Annotated in this window: 23 protein-coding genes; 11 read left to right on the top strand and 12 right to left on the bottom strand. The window is 73.4% G+C overall.

Features of this window, described 5'->3' with window-relative positions:
• Window positions 1-37: 37 nt before the first annotated feature.
• The 5 genes from MNY62_RS14980 to MNY62_RS14960 are packed head-to-tail and all read left to right on the top strand — an operon-like array spanning window position 38 to window position 3,843.
• Entirely contained in the window at window positions 38-631 is a 594-nt protein-coding gene (locus MNY62_RS14980) for an HNH endonuclease (protein ID WP_242344983.1), read from the top strand.
• Between the two features lie 30 nt (window positions 632-661).
• Window positions 662-1,648, top strand: a complete 987-nt coding sequence (locus MNY62_RS14975) for a P-loop NTPase (RefSeq protein ID WP_242344982.1) — start codon at window positions 662-664, stop codon at window positions 1,646-1,648.
• Window positions 1,645-2,490, top strand: coding sequence for a helix-turn-helix domain-containing protein (locus MNY62_RS14970; RefSeq protein ID WP_242344981.1), 846 nt, complete (start codon window positions 1,645-1,647; stop codon window positions 2,488-2,490). The genes MNY62_RS14975 and MNY62_RS14970 overlap by 4 nt, the downstream gene beginning before the upstream one ends.
• Window positions 2,491-2,550: 60 nt before the next feature.
• The gene (locus tag MNY62_RS14965; RefSeq protein ID WP_242344980.1) at window positions 2,551-2,817 is read left to right on the top strand and encodes a hypothetical protein; all 267 of its coding nucleotides are present in this window, start codon (window positions 2,551-2,553) and stop codon (window positions 2,815-2,817) included.
• 60 nt (window positions 2,818-2,877) lie between these two features.
• On the top strand, window positions 2,878-3,843 hold the full coding sequence (locus tag MNY62_RS14960; RefSeq protein ID WP_242344979.1) for an RluA family pseudouridine synthase: 966 nt from the start codon (window positions 2,878-2,880) through the stop codon (window positions 3,841-3,843).
• Between the two features lie 13 nt (window positions 3,844-3,856).
• On the opposite strand, the gene MNY62_RS14955 is transcribed toward MNY62_RS14960, so the two are convergent.
• The 5 genes from MNY62_RS14955 to MNY62_RS14935 all read right to left on the bottom strand — a co-directional run bounded on the left by MNY62_RS14955 (window position 3,857) and on the right by MNY62_RS14935 (window position 10,263).
• Complete coding sequence (locus MNY62_RS14955) at window positions 3,857-5,347, bottom strand: tetratricopeptide repeat protein (protein WP_242344978.1); 1,491 nt, start codon at window positions 5,345-5,347, stop codon at window positions 3,857-3,859.
• Between the two features lie 96 nt (window positions 5,348-5,443).
• Window positions 5,444-6,694: a hypothetical protein gene (locus MNY62_RS14950; protein ID WP_242344977.1), complete on the bottom strand. Its 1,251-nt coding sequence runs from the start codon at window positions 6,692-6,694 to the stop codon at window positions 5,444-5,446.
• A 105-nt stretch (window positions 6,695-6,799) separates the two neighbouring features.
• Window positions 6,800-7,699 (bottom strand): hypothetical protein, encoded by a 900-nt coding sequence (locus MNY62_RS14945; protein ID WP_242344976.1) that lies wholly within the window; start codon window positions 7,697-7,699, stop codon window positions 6,800-6,802.
• 110 nt (window positions 7,700-7,809) lie between these two features.
• Window positions 7,810-8,430 (bottom strand): class I SAM-dependent methyltransferase, encoded by a 621-nt coding sequence (locus tag MNY62_RS14940; protein WP_242344975.1) that lies wholly within the window; start codon window positions 8,428-8,430, stop codon window positions 7,810-7,812.
• A gap of 33 nt (window positions 8,431-8,463) precedes the next feature.
• A complete protein-coding gene (locus MNY62_RS14935; RefSeq protein WP_242344990.1) occupies window positions 8,464-10,263 on the bottom strand; it encodes an ABC transporter ATP-binding protein in 1,800 nt (599 codons plus the stop codon).
• A 166-nt stretch (window positions 10,264-10,429) separates the two neighbouring features.
• Here MNY62_RS14935 and speA point away from each other — a divergent pair, with 166 nt between their 5' ends.
• The 3 genes from speA to MNY62_RS14920 all read left to right on the top strand — a co-directional run bounded on the left by speA (window position 10,430) and on the right by MNY62_RS14920 (window position 13,214).
• On the top strand, window positions 10,430-12,409 hold the full coding sequence (gene speA, locus MNY62_RS14930) for a biosynthetic arginine decarboxylase (RefSeq protein WP_242344974.1): 1,980 nt from the start codon (window positions 10,430-10,432) through the stop codon (window positions 12,407-12,409).
• 65 nt (window positions 12,410-12,474) lie between these two features.
• Window positions 12,475-12,900 (top strand): DnaJ family domain-containing protein, encoded by a 426-nt coding sequence (locus MNY62_RS14925; protein WP_242344973.1) that lies wholly within the window; start codon window positions 12,475-12,477, stop codon window positions 12,898-12,900.
• Between the two features lie 53 nt (window positions 12,901-12,953).
• Entirely contained in the window at window positions 12,954-13,214 is a 261-nt protein-coding gene (locus MNY62_RS14920) for a dodecin (RefSeq protein WP_242344972.1), read from the top strand.
• 32 nt (window positions 13,215-13,246) lie between these two features.
• Here MNY62_RS14920 and MNY62_RS14915 read toward each other — a convergent pair whose 3' ends face one another.
• From MNY62_RS14915 to MNY62_RS14900, 4 genes are all read right to left on the bottom strand, one after another.
• Complete coding sequence (locus MNY62_RS14915; RefSeq protein ID WP_242344971.1) at window positions 13,247-13,894, bottom strand: hypothetical protein; 648 nt, start codon at window positions 13,892-13,894, stop codon at window positions 13,247-13,249.
• Window positions 13,895-14,066: 172 nt separating this feature from the next.
• Window positions 14,067-14,474 (bottom strand): hypothetical protein, encoded by a 408-nt coding sequence (locus MNY62_RS14910; protein ID WP_242344970.1) that lies wholly within the window; start codon window positions 14,472-14,474, stop codon window positions 14,067-14,069.
• A 148-nt stretch (window positions 14,475-14,622) separates the two neighbouring features.
• Window positions 14,623-15,315, bottom strand: coding sequence for a phosphoribosyltransferase (locus tag MNY62_RS14905; RefSeq protein WP_242344969.1), 693 nt, complete (start codon window positions 15,313-15,315; stop codon window positions 14,623-14,625).
• Between the two features lie 44 nt (window positions 15,316-15,359).
• Entirely contained in the window at window positions 15,360-15,761 is a 402-nt protein-coding gene (locus MNY62_RS14900; RefSeq protein ID WP_242344968.1) for a TraR/DksA family transcriptional regulator, read from the bottom strand.
• Window positions 15,762-16,033: 272 nt separating this feature from the next.
• On the opposite strand from MNY62_RS14900, the gene MNY62_RS14895 reads away from it, so the two are divergent.
• Window positions 16,034-16,750, top strand: a complete 717-nt coding sequence (locus MNY62_RS14895) for a CBS domain-containing protein (RefSeq protein ID WP_242344967.1) — start codon at window positions 16,034-16,036, stop codon at window positions 16,748-16,750.
• 78 nt (window positions 16,751-16,828) lie between these two features.
• Here MNY62_RS14895 and MNY62_RS14890 read toward each other — a convergent pair whose 3' ends face one another.
• Window positions 16,829-17,941, bottom strand: a complete 1,113-nt coding sequence (locus MNY62_RS14890; RefSeq protein WP_242344966.1) for a CapA family protein — start codon at window positions 17,939-17,941, stop codon at window positions 16,829-16,831.
• A gap of 149 nt (window positions 17,942-18,090) precedes the next feature.
• On the opposite strand from MNY62_RS14890, the gene MNY62_RS14885 reads away from it, so the two are divergent.
• On the top strand, window positions 18,091-19,038 hold the full coding sequence (locus tag MNY62_RS14885; RefSeq protein WP_242344965.1) for a radical SAM protein: 948 nt from the start codon (window positions 18,091-18,093) through the stop codon (window positions 19,036-19,038).
• A gap of 18 nt (window positions 19,039-19,056) precedes the next feature.
• Here the strand turns inward: MNY62_RS14885 and MNY62_RS14880 are convergent, their stop codons facing one another.
• A complete protein-coding gene (locus tag MNY62_RS14880) occupies window positions 19,057-19,605 on the bottom strand; it encodes a peptidase M54 (RefSeq protein ID WP_242344964.1) in 549 nt (182 codons plus the stop codon).
• 61 nt (window positions 19,606-19,666) lie between these two features.
• On the bottom strand, window positions 19,667-19,852 hold the full coding sequence (locus MNY62_RS14875) for a hypothetical protein (RefSeq protein ID WP_242344963.1): 186 nt from the start codon (window positions 19,850-19,852) through the stop codon (window positions 19,667-19,669).
• Between the two features lie 278 nt (window positions 19,853-20,130).
• Here MNY62_RS14875 and MNY62_RS14870 point away from each other — a divergent pair, with 278 nt between their 5' ends.
• On the top strand, window positions 20,131-21,672 hold the full coding sequence (locus MNY62_RS14870) for an FAD-binding oxidoreductase (protein WP_242344962.1): 1,542 nt from the start codon (window positions 20,131-20,133) through the stop codon (window positions 21,670-21,672).
• The last annotated feature ends 33 nt before the right edge of the window (window positions 21,673-21,705 follow it).

The raw sequence follows: 21,705 nt of genomic DNA, 5'->3' as shown, positions 1-21,705 counted from the left end.
CGTGCGGAGGTGGAGGCCGGGCGCTACGTTATGCGGGATGCTCGACACCGGCGTGCTCGTCCTCAACCGGGTGTATCAGCCGGTCCACGTGACCTCGGTGCGGCGCGCCTTCACGCTCCTCTATCAGGGCGTGGCGAAGGCGATCGACGAGGAGTTCCAGCTCTTCGACTTCCCGAGCTGGAGCGCGCTCGCCGCCGCGCAGCACGACTCCATCGGCACCGTGAGCCGGCGCATCCGCGTCCCGCGCGTGATCGTGCTCCTCGCCTACGACCACCTGCCGAAGACCCGCGTCCGCTTCTCGCGCTTCAACATCTACGCGCGCGACGACAACACCTGCCAGTACTGCGGGCGCCGCTTCCGGCGCGCGGAGCTGAACCTCGACCACGTCGTGCCGCGCTCCCGGGGCGGCTCGACGACGTGGGAGAACGTCGTCTGCTCGTGCGTCGCGTGCAACCTGCGCAAGGGCGGCCGCACGCCGGAGGAGGCCCGCATGCGCCTGCTCCATTCACCCACACGGCCGCGCTGGACGCCGGTGTTCCGCTCCGCCGCGCGGCGGGCGCTCTACCGCGAGTGGCGCCCGTTCCTGTCGCTCGCGGACGCCGCGTACTGGAACGCCGAGCTTTTGGAGTAGCGGGGCGGCTTCGGCTAGGATGTGCCCCCGATGGGCGACGCCCCGACGCTCAAGCTGGTGAAGACCGTCCCGGAGCCGCGCCGCCACGCAGCGCCGGCCCCCGTCCGCGCGCGCCGGATCATCTCGGTGGGCGGCGGGAAGGGCGGCATCGGCAAGAGCCTCATCTCCGCGAACCTCGGCATCGCGCTCGCGCGGCGCGGCAAGAAGGTCGTGCTCGTCGACGCCGACCTCGGCGGCGCGAACCTGCACACGACGCTCGGGCTCGACGTGCCGAAGCGCACGCTCTCCGACTTCATCGACCGCAAGGTGGAGCGCATCGAGGACGTCATCACGCCGAGCGGAATCGAGAACCTCGGCCTCGTGTCCGGGGCGCTCGACGACCTCGACGTCGCGAACCCGCGCCACGCCCAGAAGATGCGGCTGCTGCGCCACGTGCAGCAGCTCGACGTGGACTACGCGATCCTCGACCTCGGCGCGGGGACGCACACGAACGTGCTCGACTTCTTCCTCGTGTCGGACCACGGCGTGCTCGTGCTCGTCCCCGAGCCGACCGCGGTCGAGAACGCGTACCGCTTCGTGAAGGCGGCGTTCTGGCGGCGGATGCGGAACGTCGCGCAGGTGTTCGGGTACGACGGGCTGCTCCGCTCGGTGATGGGCAGCGGCACGTTCAAGAGCCCTGTGGAGCTCGTCGCGACCCTGGCGCAGCGCGATCCCGAGGCGGGGAGGAACCTGGCGCGGCAGCTCGCGGCGTTCCGGCCGCGGCTCGTCGTGAACCAGGCGCGCACCGCGCAGGACGCCGACGTCGGCAAGGCGGTGGTCGGCGCGTGGCGCAAGTACTTCGGGCTCGAGATGGATTACCTCGGGTTCATCCACTACGACGACGAGATGTGGCGCGCGGTGCGCGCGCGCCGGCCGCTCCTCGTCGAGCGGCCCGACGTTCCGGCGGCGCGGGCGTTCGCGGGGATCGCGGACGGCCTCATCGCGCTCGACGGCACGCGCCCGGGGAGCACGAAGTGAAGCCGCTCGCGCAGCAGACGCTCTACGAGATCCTCGAGGTCCCGGCCGACTCCACGGCCGGCGAGATCGAGACCGCGTACGCCCGCGCGCGGGAGGTGTACGCGCCCGGCTCGATCGTCACCTACTCGCTCATGTCTCCGGAGGACGCGGAGCTCCTCTCCGCGCGCCTCGAGGAGGCGCGGGGGACGCTCCTCGACCCCGCCGCGCGCGCCCGCTACGACGCCCGCATCGGCGCGCCCGTGGAGCCGATCCCGAGCCCATGGCCGCCCGCGATCCCTCCCGTCATCCCCGCGCTGGCGCTCGCGCCGGTCGCACGCGGCGAGGACGAGGAAGGCGACGAGGGCGAGGTCCCGTCCGCAGGGCCATCCCGCGGCGGGGCGACCGAGCCGGCGCGGCCAGCCGCCTGGGCCCCGACGGAAGCGCCGCGCCCGGCCGCGGCTCCCATCCGGCTCGATCGCGAGGTCGCGGCGCCTACGCGCACGCCACCGCCCGTCCGCGCGCCGCTCCCGGCCCTCACCCCCGCGCCCGGCGCGCCGCCCCCGCCCGCGCGCGAGGTCGGCGTCCCGGACGCTACGGCCTGGACGGGAGAGGTGCTCCGCCAGATCCGGGAAGCGCGCGGGATCTCGCTCCAGCTCATCTCCGAGCGCACGAAGGTCACGCGCCACCACATCGAGAACATCGAGGCGGACCGCTACTCGCTCCTGCCCGCGTCCGTCTACCTGCGCGGCATCCTGCTCGGCATCGCGCGGGAGCTCCGGCTCGACGGGCAGAAGGTCGCGCGGTCGTACCTGGAGCGGATGGCGGCGGCCGCCGGAGCGGGCGGCCCGACCCCGCGGCGCTGAGCATTCGCGCCAGGGCCGGTTCGTTGACCGGCACCGGGGCGTCACGTACGATCTGCGGCCATGCCGCTCATCGACTCCGCCGAGGCCGCCACGCGCCTGGCCCGGGCCATCTGCTCGGACGTGTCGCTCTACAACGAGGAGAAGATCGTCCGCGGGATCGAGCAGGACCGGTTCTTCGACGTGCTCAAGGACGAGCTGGAGGAGGGGCGAGAGCTCTACCGCTCCCGCGTCTCGCCCGACCTGTACGCGCGCACGAACTTCTACGATCGGGCGATCGTCGACGTGATCCTGCGCTCGAAGGGGCACGTGAAGTCGAGGATCTGGTAGCCGCCCGGGAGACCGCGCATCGATCGCAGGATCGTCCTCGTCCCCGCCGAGCTCGCGGGCGTGCGCCTCGACGTCGCGCTCTCGCGGCTCCTGCCGGATCTCTCCCGGTCCCGCGTGCAGCGTCTCGTCGAGGACGGCCGCGTCCACCTGGGCGCGCGCCCGGCCAAGGCGGCGTCCCGGCTCCGCGGCGGCGAGACCCTCGAGATCGAGGTGCCGCCCCCCGAGCCCTCTCACCTCGTCGCCCAGGACCTGCCGCTCGCCGTGCTGTACGAGGACCCGGACCTCCTCGTGATCGACAAGGCCGCCGGGATGGTGGTCCACCCCGCCCGCGGTACGCCCCACTCCACCGTCGTGAACGCGCTGCTGCACCGCCTCGCCCGTGGCCCCGGGGAAGCGGGCGAGGCGCCGGGAACGAGCGGGCAGGGCGAGGCGCGGCTCGGCCTCGTCCACCGGCTCGACAAGGACACCTCCGGCTGCCTCGTCGTGGCGAAGACCGACGCGGCCCTCGCCGCGCTGCAGGCGCAGTTCAAGAAGAGGACCGTCGAGAAGCGGTACCTCGCGCTGTGCCACGGGGCGCTCGCGCCGGAGGGGCGCCTCGACACGCCGTACGGACGGCACCCGCGCGATCGGACCCGCTACACGGGCCGGGGCGCCGGTGCGCGGCGCGCGGTCACCGAGTGGCGCGTCCGGGAGGCGTTCGCGTCCGGCGCGTCGCTCGCCGAGGTGACCCTCCACACCGGCCGGACGCACCAGATCCGCGTGCACCTCGCCGAGGCCGGACACCCGCTGCTCGCCGACGCGGTCTACGGGGGCACGCGGCGCGAGGCGCGGCTCCCGCCGGAGCACCCGGTTCGGCGTGCCGCCGAGGCGATCGGGCGCCAGGCGCTCCATGCCGCCCACCTCGCGTTCGATCACCCGCGCACCGGGCGCCGGCTGGCGATCGAGGCGCCCCTCCCGGACGATCTCCGGCGGGCGCTCGACGTGCTCCGCGCAGCTCCAGCTCCGGCGGCGCCGCGGCGCCGGTGAGTCGCCACGGCCCTCAGGGCACCGGGGCTTGCGGGGGCGCGCCGGAGGCGACGCGGCACTGCTGCGCGTAGGCGCCGAGCGTCCCCTCGAAGGCGCGCCGCGCGCGCTCGGGCGCGCGCTCGGGGAGCGCGTCGATGGCGCGCCGCTGGACCGGCATCGCCGCCGCGCACTGGCCGAGGTCGGAGAGCACGGCGGCGAAGCCGGCCAGGATCGGCGGGCTCCACGGCGCGAGCCGGACGGCCTGCCGCGCCACCGGGAGCGCCTCGCCGGATCTCCCCTGCGCGAGCAGCTCGGAGGCGAGGTTGTGCAGCGCGGCCGCGTTCTCCGGAGCGAGCTCGGAGGCGCGCCGGAGGGCGTCCTCCCGCTCTGCGGCGCCCGTGGGCCCCGGGAGCGAGTGGGCGAGGAACGTCCAGGCGCGCGGATCGAGCGGGTGCGCCTCCACCGCGACGCGCGCGAGCCGGACCGGATCCTCCCCCCACAGCGCCGCGTGGTACTGGAGCGCGATGGGGTGGGCGCGGTCCTCGGCGAGCGTCTCCTCGACCTCGGCCCGCAGGGCGTCCAGCCGCTTCTCCGGCCCGTGCTGCCAGAGCGCGAGGCGGATCGCGTGCACCTCCGGCGAGGGGATGCGCTGCTCGAAGTAGCCCACCGCGGCGGGCACGGCGACCTCGCGGACCACGGCCTCGAGGTGCCGGCGCGCGTGCGCGTGGAGCGCCGCGTCGAGCGCCTCGGGCGCGCCAGGGCGCGCCGGGTCGTACTCGGGGAACGCGGCGCGCCAGGCGGCCTCGGGTGCCTCGCCGGCCGCGAGCCGCCGCTGGAGGTCGGCGAACGCCTCGGCGCGGTCGGAGGCGAGGTAGTGGACGAGGAGCCAGCTCGCCGCGTACCAGTCGAGCACGTCCCGGTTCCCCGCCGTCCCATCCCACGCGAGGAGCGCGCGCGCCGGGACGGGCGAGCGCCTCGCGCGCGCCACGCGCGCCTCGGGCGGCGCGCCCAGCACGAGCGCGCCACCGGGGACGTCCGCGCCGAGCGATTCCATCGAGACCGCGACGCCCTCGGCGAACCAGCGCGGCTGCCGAACGAACGCGCCCGCGAGGAAGTGGTGCGCGATCTCGTGCGCGAGGAGGGCGCGCTGGTCGGGCCGGATCTCGCCGGAGAGGACGATGCGCGGCGGCCCGCCCTCGCTGCGCAGGTAGTACCCCTCTGCGCCATCCGGGGCGAAGGGGGCGTACTCGGCGGCGCTGCGGAACGCGATCACCTCCACGCGCCCGGGTGCGGGCCGCGCGGCAGGGAGCGCCGCGGCGACCGCCGCGCGCATCCGCTCGAACCGGCCGACGAGCGTCGCGGCCCTGGCGGCGTCGAGATCCGTGCGGAGCACGAAGTGGTCGCTCGCGAGCTCGCGCCACTCGGCGCCGCCGTGCTCGGGGCAACGGAACGGCCGGGCTCCGCCGACGCACGCGCCGAGGAGCGCGAGCGATCCGAGGACGACGAGCGCGCCGAGGCGCAACACGCGCGGATCGTAACGCCATGGCGGGGGGCCGTCGCAAGGATGGGGGGCGAGCGCTACACGGCCCCGAACGAGGCCTCCGGGCCCGCAAGCGCCTCGTCAGCCCGGCGCGCGCGCACCGGCGGGCACCTCGGGCGGCGGATCGGCGGGCTCGAGCGGCTCGGACGCGCGCCGCACCGCGCGCGCCGGGGGCGCGTCCCAGCCGCGAAACTGCACCTCGAGCCTGAGCGTGACGGCGAACTCGGTCTCCCGGCCGCGCTCGGGTGTCCACGGCCAGGCCACCTCGGGCTCGACCTCGACGAAGAGCCAGCGGCGGTACACGTCGGTTCGGAAGCGTGTGAACGTACGGTAGCGGTCCACGCTCGTCTGACTCCGCGTGGCCCCCTCCAGGCCGACGCCGATCGCCGCGGCGACGGTGGGCGTGAACGCGCGCAGCGCCGCGAGCTCGCTCGACCACTCGACGCCGCGGCTGCGCTGGGTGAGCTGCCCGAAGCCCGAGAGCCGCAGGAGCGCGTAGCGCCGGATGCCGCGCTCGACGTGCGCGTCGAGCGATGTCCCGAGGTGCGTGTCGGTCCGCCAGAAGCCGCTCGCCGCGATGCGCGTCAGGAACAGCGGGCCCACGGGGATCGCCCAGCGGAGCCGCGCGCGGACGAAGCCGCCCGGCGGCAGCTGCAGCAGGAACCCCGCGCCGAGGTCGCCGTGCGCGAGGAGCCCCTCCCAGACCCGGACCCGCAGCTCCGCGCCCCCGCTGCCGATGGTGTCCGTGGGCTCCTCGCCGTCCGTCGGCACGAGCGCGGAGAGGGCGTCCCGCGTCTGCCCCTCGACGACGAAGCGGAACCGGTCGAGCACGCGGCTCATGCCGGGCAGGCGCAGGTCCGCGCGGAGCCCGATCGAGTAGCTCGGCGCGCGGCCGCGCCGGAACAGGACCTCGTTGCGCCAGCGAACGAAGGAGCGCGATCGCTCGGCCTCGAGCTCGGTCTCGTCGGAGAAGAAGCGATCGAACACGATCACCGGTGCGAGCATGCGCTCGGCGATGAAGGCGTGGCTCGCGTCCAGCCAGTTTTCCTCGTCGCTGCGCTGCGAGCGCTCGCCCGGGCTCTCGGGCCCCTCCTCGGGCTGCGGGGGAGGGGCGCCCGGCGGCTCCGGAGGCTCCTTCGGCAGCAGCCTGGGTGTGAACGAGACGTTCGGGGCCGCGGGCTCGACGACCAGGGCGGGCGACTCGAGCGTCGCGGGGGGCGGCGCGGCGGGCTCGAGGGCCCGACTGGGCGTCCTTCCGGCCCGGGCGGACGCCCGGTCGGGCGCGGCGGCGAGCGAAGCGAGGACGAGAAGGGCACTCAGGCGACGCGGCACGGTCGCCTGCACGTTAACCCGCGTGGGCGCCGTCGGACAGTGGAACACCCGCGCGTCACCCCGCCGCCGGCGCCCCGGCGTGCGCAGGCGGCGGCAGGGACCCGGCTACAGGAACAGGCGCGCGTAGACGGAGAGGAAGCGCTCGTCGCCGCGGCCCCGGTTGTCGGTGACGATGTCGCGGGCGCGGGGGAACCGCTCGAGCGGCAGGTACCCGGAGCTCGTCCCGTTGTCCTCGCCCACGAGGTTCGAGAACTTCACGTCGGCGCCCAGCGTCACGTTGTGCACCGGGGTGACCTCGACCCCCGCGCTCACCGGTCCGGCCACCCTCCGGTCGAACCCGGCGTTCTCGTTGAACGGGACGTCCACGCCGACGTTCCCGAACGCGGCGAGGCCGGGGAAGATCTGGACCTGGAGCCCGAGCGCACCTGCGATGGCGTCCGTGAACGCGACGTCGCTCCGCTTGTTGAGGAACGTGGTCCAGTCGGCGTCCGCGAGGATGGCGAGGTTCGGCCCGAGCGTGTACTTGTACAGGAGCCCCACCGCGCCGGTCCAGACGGTGTCCGTGAAGTCGAACACGTGCGCGCGGGCCTCGAGCGCGAGCTGGCCGGCAGGGCCGCTGCGCAGGATCCCGAGGCGGACGCGGCCGCCGACGTCGTCGTAGACCTTGCCGCAGTCGCTGCCGTTGCCGCCGAAGCACAGGCCGGTGGAGTGCACGACGCCGACCTGAAGGTCGTCCGCCACGCCGAAGTCGAGGCTGGCCGGGATGCTCCAGTCCGGCACCCTGCCGTCGTTCGTCTTGGAGATCTCGAAGCGCACCGGGACGCCGAGCTCGATGAGCCCGCGGGACAGGGTGAGCGGCTGACGGACGAGCTCCTGCGTCGGGTAGGAATCCTTCGCGTACCGGGTACCCGCCCCCTCGTCGAGCTGCGCCCGCGCGGTTTGCGCGGAGGCGAGCAGGACGGCAGCGCAGGCGACGACGAGGCGGAGGATCGCGTTCGGCTTCACGGCGTGCTCCCTTCTCCGAGGGTGACTGTCGACGGACGTTCTATGAAGCGGCGTCCGCCGCGCCCGCAACGCCTTCGAGTCGCACCCCGGCGGGCCCCGCCGGCCTCGAGTCACGGATCGTGACGCCCCGCCGGAGCCGTACGGAGCGAGCCCTCGCGCGGCCGGGCCTCGAGCCGGCGCATGACGCCCCGCGCCTCTCTTGACGCTGCGTCGATCTCGAGCCCCGCCTCGCGGAGGGCGCGCTCCGTCTCCCGGTTCGGGTGACAGCCTCCGGTGATCGCCGTCCAGGCGGGCTGCAGGCGATCCTGGAGCGCTCCGACGGCGCGGTCCCCGCGGACGTGCTCGATCGCCCGCAGCGTGCCTCCCGGCGCGAGCACCCGCTGGACCTCACCGAGCGCCGCCGGGACGTCGCGGACGCTGCAGAGCACGAGGCCGGAGAGGACGGTGTCGAACGCGCCGTCGCGGAAGGGCAGCGCCTCGGCCCGGGCGAGGACGAGCGGCGCCTGCGGCGCGCGCCGGCGGGCGCGGGCGAGGTTCGCGCGATGCGGATCGACAGCGACGGCGGCGCCGCGGGGCAGGAGAGGCAGGTTCCGCCCCGTGCCCGTGCCGAGATCGAGCGTGCGGCCGCGCGCGCCGCCGGCGAGCCACGCACGCCAGCGGCCGAGCTGGCCGTGCTCGAGCAGGGCGAGGCCCAGGTCGTACAGCCAGGGGATCTGCTCGAGGCCTCGCATCGGGGCTCCGTTCGCGCAAGCGCGCGGTGAAGGTCAGTCGAGGTAGCCCTGCGCCTGGAGGCGGAAGAGCTGGGCGTAGCGGCCGCCGCGCGCCACGAGGTCGCGGTGCGTGCCGAGCTCCTCGAGCCGGCCGCCGTGGAGGACCGCGATCCGGTCCGCGATGCGGACCGTGGAGAAGCGGTGAGAGATGACGATGGCGGTGCGGTCGGCCGAGAGCTCCTTGAAGCGCTGGAAGAGCTCGTGCTCGGCCTCGGCGTCGATGGCGGCGGTCGGCTCGTCGAGCACGAGGACCTCGGCGTCCTCGCGCATGAAGGCGCGCGCCACCGCGAGCTTCTGCCACTGCCCGGAGGAGATCTCGTGGCCGGACTCGAACCAGCCGCCGAGGATGGTGTCGTAGCCCTTGGGCAACCCCTCCACCAGCGCTGCGGCGCCGCCTCGCCGCGCCGCCTCGGAGACGCGGGCGCGGTCCTCGACGAATGCGGGGTTGCCGAGGCCGATGTTCTCCGCGGCGGTGAACTGGTAGCGCACGAAGTCCTGGAACACGGCGCCGATCCGCTGGCGCAGGTCGGCCGGGTCCATGTCGCGCAGGTCCACCCCGCCGTACCGGATCTCGCCCTCGGTCGGATCGTAGAGCCGCAGGAGCAGCTTGACGAGCGTGCTCTTGCCCGCCCCGTTCTCGCCGACGAGCCCCAGCTTCTCCCCCGGCGCGAGCGTGAGCGAGAGGTCGCGGAGCGCCCAGGCGGACTTCCCGGGGTAGCGGAAGGAGACGCCGCGGAGCTCGATCTCCGCGGGGCGCCCGCGCGGAGGGCTCCTGGGCGGGAGGGCGCGCGGCGCCTCGCCGCCCGTGGGTATGTGCAGGTAGCCGAACAGGTTCGACATGAAGAGCGCGTCCTCGTACATGCCGCCCACGCCGGAGAGGATCGCCTGCACGGCCCCCTGGCCCTGGCGGAACACGGCGATGTAGAGCGTGAGGTCGCCGAGGGAGATGTCGCCGCGCGCCGCGCGCCCGGCCATGAGGGCGTACATCGCGTAGAACGCGAGGAGCGAGACGAGGCCGAAGGTCATCCCTGCCCTGAGCCGGCGCACCGCGAGCCGGCGGTCCTCGTCGAAGAACTTCCGGAACAGCGCGCGGTAGCGGCTGAGCACGAGCGGCCCGAGGCCGTAGAGCTTCACCTCCTTCACGTGGCTGTCGCGGGTGAGGATCCACTCGAGGTAGTTGAGCCGGCGCCCCTCCGGCGCGCGCCAGGTCCAGAGCCGGAAGGACTCGCCCGAGAGCCGCGCCTCGGCGAGGAAGGCGGGCACCGAGGCGGCGACGATGACGAGGACGCTCGCCGGCGAGAGGCGCAGGAGCAGCCCCGAGAGCGCCACGAGGGTCACCGTGTTCTGCCCGATGGAGAACGCCTGCATCACGAGCGAGAGCGGCCGGGAGGAGGCCTCGCGCCGGGCGTTCTGCATCCGGTCGTAGACGTCGGCGTCCTCGAAGTGCCTGAGCTCGAGCTCCAGCGCCTTCTCGAGGATCCGCTCGTTGATGCGGTTGCCGAGCGCGCCGCGCAACAGCTCGCGGCGCAGGGCGAGGAGGCGCCCGGCCGCCATCTGCACGGACATGAGCCCGAGCTCGATGGCGACGAGCCACAGCACCCGCTCCCGGTCCGCGGCGAGGCCGCTCCGGGCGGCCGCGACGACGCCGTCGACGATGAGCTTCCCGGCCCAGGCGATGCCTGCGGGCAGGAGCGCGAGCACGACGGTGAGCGCGCCCACCGCGATCGCGCCACGGCGGTCGGCCTCCCACACGAGCCGCATCGTGCCCGGCACCTGCCGGAACACGACGCGCATTCCCTGCAGCCGCTCCCGGAGCGCCTCGCCGGCGCTGCGCGGAGGCTGCGGAGGGAGGGGGTGGGAACGGGCGGCGGGCACGGCGCCCGCTATAACGCACGCGCCGCTCGAGATCGATGGCACACACGCTCGATTTCTCGGGCGCGCTGTCGTAGATCAGCGGGCGATGAACATCCCGGAGCATCGGAGCGACGCGACGACGGCGATGGCGCCTGCGGATTGGTCCATCGACCGCGCGATGCAGTACTACAACGTCGGCGGGTGGGGGGCCGGCTTCTTCTCCGTGAACGAGAAGGGCCACGTGGTCGTCCATCCGATGGGCCAGCCAGGCCCGGTCATCGACCTCATGGACGTGGTCGAGGACATCCGCGAGCGGAAGATCGGCTTTCCGTGCGTGGTCCGCTTCCAGGACGTGCTCCGCGCGCGCGTGAAGCAGATCAACGAGGCGTTCGCGAAGGCGACGGCCGAGATGGGCTACGGCGCCCGCTACTTCGGCGTCTACCCGATCAAGGTGAACCAGATGCGCGAGGTGGTCGAGGAGATCCTCGACGCCGGCGCGCCGTACAACTACGGCCTCGAGGCGGGCTCGAAGGGCGAGCTGCTCGTGGTGCTCGGGATGAACACCAACCCCGAGGCGCTCACCATCTGCAACGGGTACAAGGACGAGCAGTTCCTCCGGCTCGCGCTGCTCGGCCGCAAGCTCGGCCGCAAGGTCATCGTCGTCATCGAGAAGCTCTCCGAGCTGCCCCAGCTCCTGAAGCTCGGGGAGGAGATGGGCGTCGAGCCGATGATCGGGCTCCGCTCGAAGCTCACCACCCGCGGCACCGGCAAGTGGGAGGGCTCGTCCGGGGACTTCGCCAAGTTCGGGCTCACCGTCCCCGAGCTCATCCACGCGGTGCGGATCCTCAAGGAGGCGGGGAAGGAGCACTGCGCGAAGCTGCTCCACTTCCACGTCGGCTCGCAGCTCACCGAGATCCGGGTGGTGAAGGACGCCGTCAACGAGGGCGCCCGCGTCTACGCGAAGCTCCGCAAGATGGGGCTGCCCATCGAGTACTTCGACGTCGGCGGCGGGATGGGCGTCGACTACGTCGGCGTCCAGACGAACGGGAACGCCCAGCCCGGCACCATCGCCTCGACGGTCAACTACACGCTCGACGAGTACGTCGGCGACGTCGTCTACAACGTCCAGCGCGTCTGCGTGAACGAGGGCGTCCCCGAGCCGCACATCGTGTCGGAGTCGGGGCGCGCCATCACCGCCCACCACTCCTGCATCATCATGAACGTCTTCGGTCACATCGAGATCGGGTCGGCGGAGGAGATCGCCGCCGCCTCGGCGCCGCGGCCGGACGAGCCGAAGCTCGTGCGGGAGATGCGCGAGATCGTCTCCTCGATGACGCCCCGGAACCGCGCGGAGGCGTACCACGACGCGGCGGCGAAGAAGGAGGAGGCGCTCCAGATGTTCAAGCTCGGCATCCTCGGCCTCGAGGAGCGGGCGGTCGTGGAGAGCCTCTTCTGGAAGCTCGTGCGCGGGATCGCGGACCTGAACCGCGGCAAGAAGCGGCTCCCGCGCGAGACGCGCGACCTCGCCGACAAGATCGCCGACCAGTACATGGCGAACTTCTCGCTCTTCCAGAGCGCGCCCGACCACTGGGCGTTCGACCAGCTCTTCCCGATCGTCCCGTTGCACCGGATGGGCGAGGTGCCGACGAAGGACTGCACCATCGTCGACATCACGTGCGACTCGGACGGCAAGATCGACCGCTTCATCGAGAACGACGGCGTCGACGAGACGCTCTCGCTCCACGCGCTCAAGCCCGGCGATCCGTACTACCTCGGCATGTTCATGACCGGCGCCTACCAGGACATCATGGGCGACATGCACAACCTGTTCGGCCGGGTGAACGAGATCCACGTGTTCGTGGACGACGAGGACCCCGAGGACTTCTACATCGAGGAGGTCATCCCGGGTGACACCATCGAGAAGGTGCTCTCTCGCCTCCAGTACGAGCCCGCCGAGCTCTCCCGCCGCGTGAAGAGCGCGCTCGACGGCAAGGTGAAGGAGGGAGCGATCCGCCCGAAGGAGGGCGTCTCGCTCGCCGACTTCTACGAGGCGGTGATGAAGGGCTACACGTACCTGGGCGTCTGACGCTCCGCGCGCCTGCCGGCGGGCGATCGGTTGCGGAGCGGGCGCGCCCTCGTAATCGTTGAGGGGTGCCGGAGCGCCCCCGCAAGCCCGGAGAGACCTTCGAGTCCTACGCCGAGCGGCTCATCCGCGAGGCGCAGGAGGAGGGCGCCTTCGAGCGGCTCTCCGGGGCGGGCAAGCCCTTGCCGCTCTACGGCGGGGCGCTCCCCGAGGCGTGGTGGATCAAGGAGAAGCTCCGGCGCGAGAAGCTGTCGAGCCTCCCGGACTCGATCGCCATCCGCCACGAGGCCGAGGCCGTCCTCGCCGCCGTCGCGCGCGAGCGGGACGAGCACGTCGTCCGCGAGCGGCTCGAGGCGCTGAACGCGAGGATCCGCCGCCTCAACGCGACCTTCGTCGGCTGGCCGCCCACCACCCTCGCGCCGCTCGACGTCGAGGAGGTCCTGCGGCGCTGGCGCGAGGGGAGGCTCGCCCCGTCCGGCACCGCGGCGCAGTGACCACCGGTGTGGTCTCCCCCCAGTGGGCCGGGCTCGACGCGGCGGCGGAGGCCATGGTTCCGGCATCACTCACCCGTGGCGGCGACGCGCCGCCCGACGAGGAGCCGCGCATGTCCGGGGTCTACAAGAAGATCGAGATCGTCGGCACGTCCCCCACGGGCTTCGACGAGGCGACGCGCGCCGCGATCGAGGAGGCCTCGAAGTCGATCCGGCACATGGCCTGGTTCGAGGTGGCCGAGCAGCGCGGCGCCATCAAGGGCGGCAAGATCACGGAGTTCCAGGTGACGCTGCGGGTCGGGTTCAAGCTCGAGTAGGCTCGAGCGATCGCTCCGAGCCGCCTCGCCGGTCAGGGCGCGTCGAGGGCGGCGCCGGACGCCACGGGCACGGGCGGCCCCCTCGCCGAGAAGACGAGGGCGACGCCGACGAATCTGCCGTCGGTGACGTCGCCCGGGCGAGCCGCCGTGGAGCGTTCGTAGCGGAGCACCGACACCGCGAGCCCGATGCGGCGCATCCCGCCGGGGAGCGGCCCGTAGTGGAGCTGCCCCGTCGCGCCCCACAGCTCCGGCTGCGCGTGCACCGGATGGACGTTCCAGCTGCACTGCGGGGCGAGGTCGAGCTCGAACCCGGCGAAGAGCGGCACGCCAGCGATGAGCGCGAGCCGCGCCCGCGTGGTGGGCTCGAGCTCCGGTCGTCCCGTCAGCGCGGCGATGCCCGTCGCGGCGAGCGACAGGTCGAGGTGCTGCGTCCGGACGGCCTGGGCCTTGACGCCGAGCTGCGCCGACAGGACCGACAACCGCCCGTCGACCTCGAGGCGAGGCGCGATCCCGCGCGCCGCCCAGAGCTCGACGGGCGCGACCGGGACGAGGGGTAGGACCATGTCGCCCGTGGGGTGCTCCTGCGGGACCGTGCGCTCGTGCCCGTAGCCCGAGAACCCGATCGCGGCGCCCAGGTCCCACTCGCCGGCGTCGAGGGTCCGCGCGCGCCCGAGCTCCATCTCGGCGGTGCAGCCGGAGAGGGTGACGGCGGCGATGAGGGCGACGGCGCGCGGGCAGGGCAGGGCGATCCTCGGGGCGATGGGGCGGCGCCATTCTCCACGAGTGGAGGGCGACCGTCACGTCCCGGGTGATGGGGACCGGGCGCCGACCCCGGCGTCCGGTCGGCGCGTCTCACCGTGCGTCGGGTTCACGGTCGGCGGAGGGTGCGCCGTCGCCGCCGTCCTTGGGCTCCTCGACCTTCGTGGGCGCGGTCACTCCCTTGTCGAGGATCTCGATGCGGTAGCCCTCCGTCTGCGCCCTCGACTCGTCGAGCGCCGCGCGCACGCGCTGCCCTTCCTCGAGGTCCTCGAACGTCGCCTTGAAGTCGCCGACCTTGATCTCGGCCTCCGGCGCGACGAGGACCTCGCGACGGGCGTCGCCGACGCGCAGCGTGACGGTCCCGTCGTCGCGGTCGACCTCCTCGACGCGGCCCTCCACCGTGCGGCCGGCGCTTCCGCCGCTCGCTCGCGAGCCCTGCGCCGTCCGGCACGCTGAAGCGGCGAGGGCGAGGCCGAGGGCGACGGTGAGGTGCGTGCGCATGGCGAGTCCTTTCGAGGAAAGTCTGGTCCTCGTCAGACCGGTGCGCAGCGGGAGGGGGCGGGCACCCGCCCGGCCGGACGCCGCGCCTGGACGCGCCCGGCGAGCTCGCGGTGGTTCGCTCGTGCCTGGGCGCGCGGGAGGGCCGGGTCTACTGCTTCGGCTCGGGCTCCGGAACCTCACGCTCGAGCTCGACCGCGCCGTCCGGACCGCCGGCGCGGTGCAGGTCGGCGATCACGTCCTCGTCGGAGACCTGCTCGAAGCGCTCGTACCACTGCCCCACCGCGAAGAACGGCTCCGCCAGGTCCACCGCGACGATCGCGTCGAACTCCGATCGAAGCTCAGGCTCCGCCGCCGCGGCCATCACGGGCGCCGCGAGCACGACGCGGGCGGCCCCGTACTGCCTCGCCGCGAGGGCTCCAGCCCGCGCCGTAGCGCCCGTCGCGACGCCGTCGTCCACGAGGATCGCGGTCCTCCCCGCGAGCTCGCGCATCGGCCGGTCGCCCCGGAAGGCCCGCATCCGCCGAGCGATCTCGGCCCCCTCGCGAGCGGCGAGCTCCTCGACCCAGGCTTCATCGACGCGGGCCCCGATGCCGCGCAGCGCCTCGCGGCTCAGGAACACGGCCCCGCCCTCGGCGATGGCGCCGATGGAGTGGTCGGTGCCCGGCGCGAGGACTTTGTGGACGACGAGGACGTCGAGCTCGGCGTCGAGGACGCGTGCCACCTCGACGGCGACCGGGACGCCTCCTCGCGTGAGCCCCAGGATGATCGGCCGCTCCGCACGGAACGGCTCGAGCTTCCCGGCGAGGAGGTGGCCCGCCTGCGTTCTGTCCCGGAACATCATGGCTGACCTCCGCCGCCCGATCCTCCACCCTCCGTCGGCTCGGGTCACTCGGGCGTCATGATCCGGCGCGGTCTCTTCAGCTCCCGCTCGCCGCGCGCGGCCTCCTCGCGCCGGCTCGCGCAGTCGGCGCAGTCGAGGACGAACGGCAGCGCCGCGAGACGGCCTGGCCCGATCGCCTCGCCGCAGTCCCGGCAGATCCCGTACTCACCCGCGTCGAGGCGCGCGAGGGCCGCGTCGATCAGGGCGAGCTCACGTTGCTCCACCTCGCCGAGCTGCGTGAGGTCGTACTGCAGCTGCTCGCTCTGCGATGCCTCCGCGGCCTCCGCGGTGCGCTCCGCCCGGCGCAGCTGGTCGATCGCGCCGACCGAGCGAAGGCTGGCCTCCAGGATCTCGCGGCGGCGTCGCTGGAGCCGCGTCCTCGCGTTCGTCAGTTCGACCGCGTCCATTGCACCCACCTCGCGGGACAGCCGAATCCGCGTAGACAGCATCGACCCATCGCAGGCGTGCGTGCATCCGGGTTTCCGGAGATCCGCCGAGGAGGCAGCGCGCAATGCGAGGGGGAGCGCCGCCCGCGCTGCGCCGAGCTGGCTGCTCGTTCGGCGAGAGGGGGCGCGGCGGCCTGCGCTGTCGCCCACCCCGATCCGGCGACTCCGGAGGACCCGGCACCCACGGTGGCCGGGAGGCCTACGCTGAGGCCGGTTGAAAGGGGGGAACGCAAATGCTCCTCGAGATCCGGAAGCTTCACGTCCTCTCGGGAGACGGGCAGACCGCCGACGTTCGCCGTGTACTGTGTCCGGCGCGCACCTGGACGGTGACTCTCGAGCAGTGCCTCGCGTGCGAGGACAGCGGCGGCGGCGTCGTGCGCGACCCGGCGGCGCGCATCGACTACGCGTCCTGCAATCACGCGGGCCAGGCTCGGCGGGAGGGCGCCGGGGACGTTGCGGACCGCACGCCGATGTCCGCCTTGATGAGGACCCAGGTGTTCGCCGTGCGGCCGGAGGTGAGCCTGGAGGCGCTCACGGAGCTCCTCCTCGACCGGGGCATCGGCGGCGCGCCGGTGGTGGACGAAGATGGGCGTCCCGTCGGCGTGGCGTCCAAGACGGACCTGCTCGACGAACGCCTCGCCAGGGGCGACACCGGCGAAGGGATCGCGCGCGGGCGGCACGTCGACCGCGGACACTTCCGCGTCGAGCTCGGGCCGGGCGTGCACGTGGAGCCGTCGCCCTACGAGTCGGTCGGCGACGCCATGACGCGCGCCGCGTTCACGCTGCCCGAGGACGCGCCGGTCGCGCGGGCGGCGGCGATCATGGCGGAGCGCGGCGTCCACCGCGTGCTCGTCGTCTCCGAGGACGGCAAGCTGTCCGGGATCGTCACCGCCACGGACCTCATGCGCTGGATCGCCGAGCGAGCGGGCGAGCTGCGGCCCGAAGCGTAGCGAGGCGCTGGGCCGCCCTCGTCCTACCGAGGCTCGCAGCTCGGACGCGACCGGTCACCGACCCCGGGCCCGCGGCCCTTACGGACTGCGCCTGGCGGGCAGGCGTAGCGTCAATGCGCCGTCGCCGGAGACGTCGAAGCGCGATTCTCCGCCGCTGATCCGGTTCAGCGTTTCCACGAGCCACCCCGCCTCGCCGGGGGTGGCCCGGACGAGCCTCATGTTCCGGATCCGGAACGGACGCATCCGAAGCCGCTCCAGCTCGCCACGAGCCGGATCGACCTTCGCGAGGTAGGCGAGGACGAGATCGTCCCGGTACGTCTCGTAGCCCTCGATCCCCTCGTAGTCGTCGATGAAGTCACCGCAGCCGTAGAGGACGAGCCGTCCGCGGTACACCTCGATCGGCCGGACGTGGTGAGAGGAGTGGCCGTGGACGACGTCGACCCCCGCGTCCACGAGGCGGTGAGCGAAGCGCACGTGGTCCGGCGGGACCTCCCATCCCCAGTTCGTGCCCCAGTGGATGGAGGCGACTACGACGTCGCCTGGGCGCTTCACGCGCCGCACACGCTCGCCGATCTCCGCCGCGGTCTCGTCGTCGAGGCGACGCACGAGATCGACGCCACTCCGGGCAGGCGTGGCGGCCCAGCTCGGAGGGATGCCGCACTCCTTCGTTCCGAACGCGAGCACGACGACCCTGCCGCCCCCGGCGAGCTCCACGACCGCAGGGCGGCGGGCGTGCGCGAGGTCGACGCCCGCGCCCGTGACCTGAATGCCCGCTCTCCCCAGGCTGTCGAGGGTCTCGAGGAGGCCGGGTCGGCCGTGATCGAGCACGTGGTTGTTCGCCAGGACGCAGACTTCGATGCGGGCGGCCGTGAGGCAGGCGACGTTCTCCGGGCTCATCCGATAGTGAATGCCCTTGGCCGGCCACCGCTCCTCGCTGCGGGTGATGCTCGTCTCGAGGTTCACGATCCGGACGTCGGCCCCGGACCACTCGGGCTCGGCGAGCGCCTCTCCCCAGACGTACGGGAACGCGACCGGGCGCGGGATCGGGCCGTTGGCCGCCTCCGCCAGCTCGACGTAGGTACGCGCGTCGTCGACGCTCGGCTCCTCGAGCCGGGGATCGCCGGGGCTCGGAAGGATCTGATCGACCCCGCGGCCCGTCATCACGTCCCCGGCGAGCAGCAATGTCGGCATGTCTCGCTCCCTGACGTCCGGATACTGGCCCTCGCGCGCCGGCGACACCCTGACGGCGCTCCAGCGGCCCCAGCAGCCCACGCGCCGGGCAAGCCGCCGAGCGCGCTCGCCGTCGCTTCCACCGGGCCCGGTGACACAATGATGGCGTCATGGCGCGAAGCTCCGCCGATGCTCCCCGTTTCGAGCCTTCCTACCTGCGGCTGCTCGCGTCGGGCGAGCTGGACGAGCGGGCCCTGATCGCCTCGTCTCACCTCGAGTGCTGCGACCTCTGCGCCCGCTACTGCCGGGTGAACCGGAAGGTGTCCGTGCGCGGCGCCGTGTGCCGCACAGGCGAGCGCGCGCGGGTCGACAGCGCCTTCCCGCACTTCGGCGAGGAGGCGTGCCTCACGGGCTGGGCCGGATCGGGCACGATCTTCTTCGCGTGGTGCAACCTCCGCTGCCTCTACTGCCAGAACTGGGAGCTCTCGTGGGAAGGCGCGGGCCGGGAGGTCGGTCCCGAGGAGCTCGCGGCCACGATGCTGGCGCTCCAGCGCGCCGGGTGCCACAACGTGAACCTCGTCTCGCCGAGCCACGTCGTCGCGCAGGTGCTCGCGGCGCTACCGATCGCCGCTCGCGGCGGGCTCCGGCTCCCGCTCGTGTACAACACGGGCGGCTACGACAGCCCCGAGGCGCTCGCGCTGCTCGACGGCGTCGTGGACGTCTACATGCCGGACATGAAGTACGCCGACCCCGAGCTGGCGCGCCGCTACTCGCACGTGCGCGACTACGCGGCCGTGAACCGCGCCGCCGTGCGCGAGATGCACCGGCAGGTGGGCGACCTCGTCATCGACGCGGACGGCATCGCGCGGCGCGGCCTCCTCGTCCGGCACCTGGTGCTCCCGGACGGCATCTCGGGGACCGACGAGGTGCTGAGGTTCATCGCGGAGGAGATCTCGCCGGACACCTACGTGAACCTCATGGACCAGTACCGCCCGTGCTTCAGGGCGTTCGAGCACGAGCCGCTCGCGAGGAGGCCCACGGCCGCGGAGCTCCACGGCGCGCGAGAGGCGGCGCGGCGCGCCGGGCTGCGCCGGCTCGATCCGCGCTCGGCCCGCTGACGGCCACCGCGCCGCTCCTCACGCGCCCGCGTCCGCCCGGCGGAGGGCGGCGGCGTGTCGGGCGCAGAACTGCGAGCCCTTCCGATCGGTCTCCGCGAGCGTGTTCGAGAACCACATCACGCAGCGCGCGTCGCGGCAGTGGCCGAGCCCGTACGCGTGGCCGAGCTCGTGGACGGCCTCCGTGGCGGCGCGACGCAACGTCCGCTCCGGATCGGCGCGCGCGACGAGCCGCGCGAGCGACATGATCGCGGCGCTGCGGCTCGCGTCCGCGACGCCGAACACGAAGTTCAGGTCCGGGACGAAGAGGTCCACCTCGGCGACACCGAGGATCCGCTCCCACGACTGCGACCGCGCGGCAGCGACCGCATCGAGGAGGTCGGTCGCGAGCCACCGGCCGCGCGAGGACCGGTGGGCACCTTTGGGGAGCGGGAGGGCGGGCGCGTCGACGATGCCCCGGCAGAACGCCTCCTCGATCACGCCGTGGAGGTGTGCGACGACGCCGGGATCCGCGTCCCCCACCGTCGCGATCGCGATGATGCGCCGGGATTCCTCGAGTCGCTTCTCCATGACCGGAGCCTGCGGAGCGGCGGCGCGAGGTGCCGACCGCGGCCGTGACGTGTTCGGCCCGTCACTCCTTTTGGCGCTTGAAGTAGAAGTGCGCCGTGCTGCCGTGAGCGAGCACGGCGACGAGCTCCCAGCCCTTCGCCCCGAGCGCGTTCAGCTCGGTCTCGTCGAGCGTCGCCTCCTCGGCGAGGTCGCGAACGAGGTGCCTGTACTCCCACCTGGGCTCGACGTACACGATCGGCGGCTGCACGTGGGCACCGGGCGGTCTCTGGGGTTCGGGAGGAGAGGTCTGCCGTTCCATGGCGTCGCTCCGGTGGCGAGGGCGGGCATCGGTGCCCACCTCGCGGATGATACGGGAGCGGGCGGCGGAGAGCATCCCGGCGCACGCGCGCCCCGGCCTCGAGCCCGCCGTGTCACGGCCTGGTGCCTCGAGCGCGTCGGCGAGCGGGTGCCCGGGCGCGGCGAGCGCCTTCCCCCGCGAGCCTGAATCGAGTGGGGTCGTGAGCGGCGGGCCGTTAGGCAACGAAGATGACCACCCGCCTCGAATCCGAGTCGCAGCACGCGGGTCCCGCCGACCCCGGCCGGATCGGACCCGACGACCCGCGCTACGCGGATCTGGCCCACCGCGGCTTCAACCGGCGCTTCCGGGGGGCTCCCGACTACGTGCGGCTGGTCCGCTCCACCGGGCAGGTGGTCCAGGCCGTCCAGGAGGCGGTGCAGGAGGATCTGCGGGTGGCGGTCCGGAGCGGGGGGCACTGCCTGGAGGGGCTGGTCGCCGACCCGGCGGTGCGCGTCCTCATCGACACCTCCCTCATGAAAGGCGTCTCCTACGACCCGGAGCGGGCGGCCTTCGCGGTGGAGTGCGGGACCACCGTCGGCGAGGTGTACCGCGAGCTGTTCCTCGGCTGGGGAGTGACGCTCCCGGCCGGCGAGAGCCCGGACATCGGGATGGGCGGGCACGTGCTGGGCGGGGCCTTCGGCTTCCTGTGCCGGGAGCACGGGCTCGCGGCGGACCACCTCTACGCGGTCGAGGTGGTCGTGGTGGACGAGGCCGGCAGGGCGCGCAGCGTGGTGGCGACCCGCGAGCCGTCGGATCCCAACCGCGAGCTGTGGTGGGCGCACACCGGCGGCGGAGGCGGCAACTTCGGGATCGTCACCCGGTACTGGTTCAGGTCGCCGGACGCGCGCGGGACCGACCCCGCCGCGCTGCTGCCCCGGGCGCCGGGGTCGGTGCTGACGTTCCGGGTGGGGTGGAGCTGGGAGGACCTCGACGAGCGGGCGTTCGCCCGGCTCGTGCGCAATCACGGAGAGTGGTGCGAGCGGAACGGCGGCCCGGACGCTCCCGGCGCGAGGCTCTTCAGCATCCTCTTCCTCCACCGCCGCCAGTCCGGAACGATCGCGCTGCGCGGCCTCTCCACCGCAGGTGAAGAGGCCGCGCGGCTCTGCGACGAGCACCTCGCCGCCCTGAACCAGGCCGTCGGCGCGCCCTGCACCCGCCAGCTCGAGACGAGCTCCTGGCTCCGCTTCGCCCTGAACCCTTTCCCCGAGCTGTTCCGGGTGCCCGGCGCGGAGAACGCGAGCTTCAAGATCAAGGACGCCTTCCTGCGCAGACGCTTCACCGACCGGCAGATCCAGGTCGCGCACCATCACCTGACCCGGACCGACGTGGACGTGCCCGGCGGCATGCTGGGCCTCGCCACCTACGGAGGAAAGGTCAACACCGTGGCGCCCGACGCGACCGCCTCGGCGCAGCGCGACTCGATCCTCACCACCGCGTGCAACGCGGGCTGGATGGACCCGCGGGACGAGGAGCGCAACCTGGGCTGGGTCCGTGCGCTCTACTGGGAGCTCTTCGCCGACAGCGGCGGCGTGCCCGCGCCCGGCGAGGTCGCCGACGGCGCCTTCATCAACCACCCGGACGCGGATCTCGCCGACCCGCGGTGGAACACCTCCGGCATCCCGTGGCACACGCTCTACTACAAGGGCAATTACCCCCGGCTGCAGCGGGTCAAGGCGCGCTGGGATCCCCGCGACGTGTTCCGGCACCCGCTGTCCATCCGGTTGCCGTGATGGATCCGGCGACCGGAGCGCCGGCGGGACGGA

Origin of the sequence: Anaeromyxobacter terrae, assembly GCF_022690685.1 — a bacterium.
GTDB lineage: Bacteria > Myxococcota > Myxococcia > Myxococcales > Anaeromyxobacteraceae > Anaeromyxobacter > Anaeromyxobacter terrae.
Note: the sequence above shows the minus strand (reverse complement) of the source record. Positions and strands in the feature narration are given on the sequence as shown.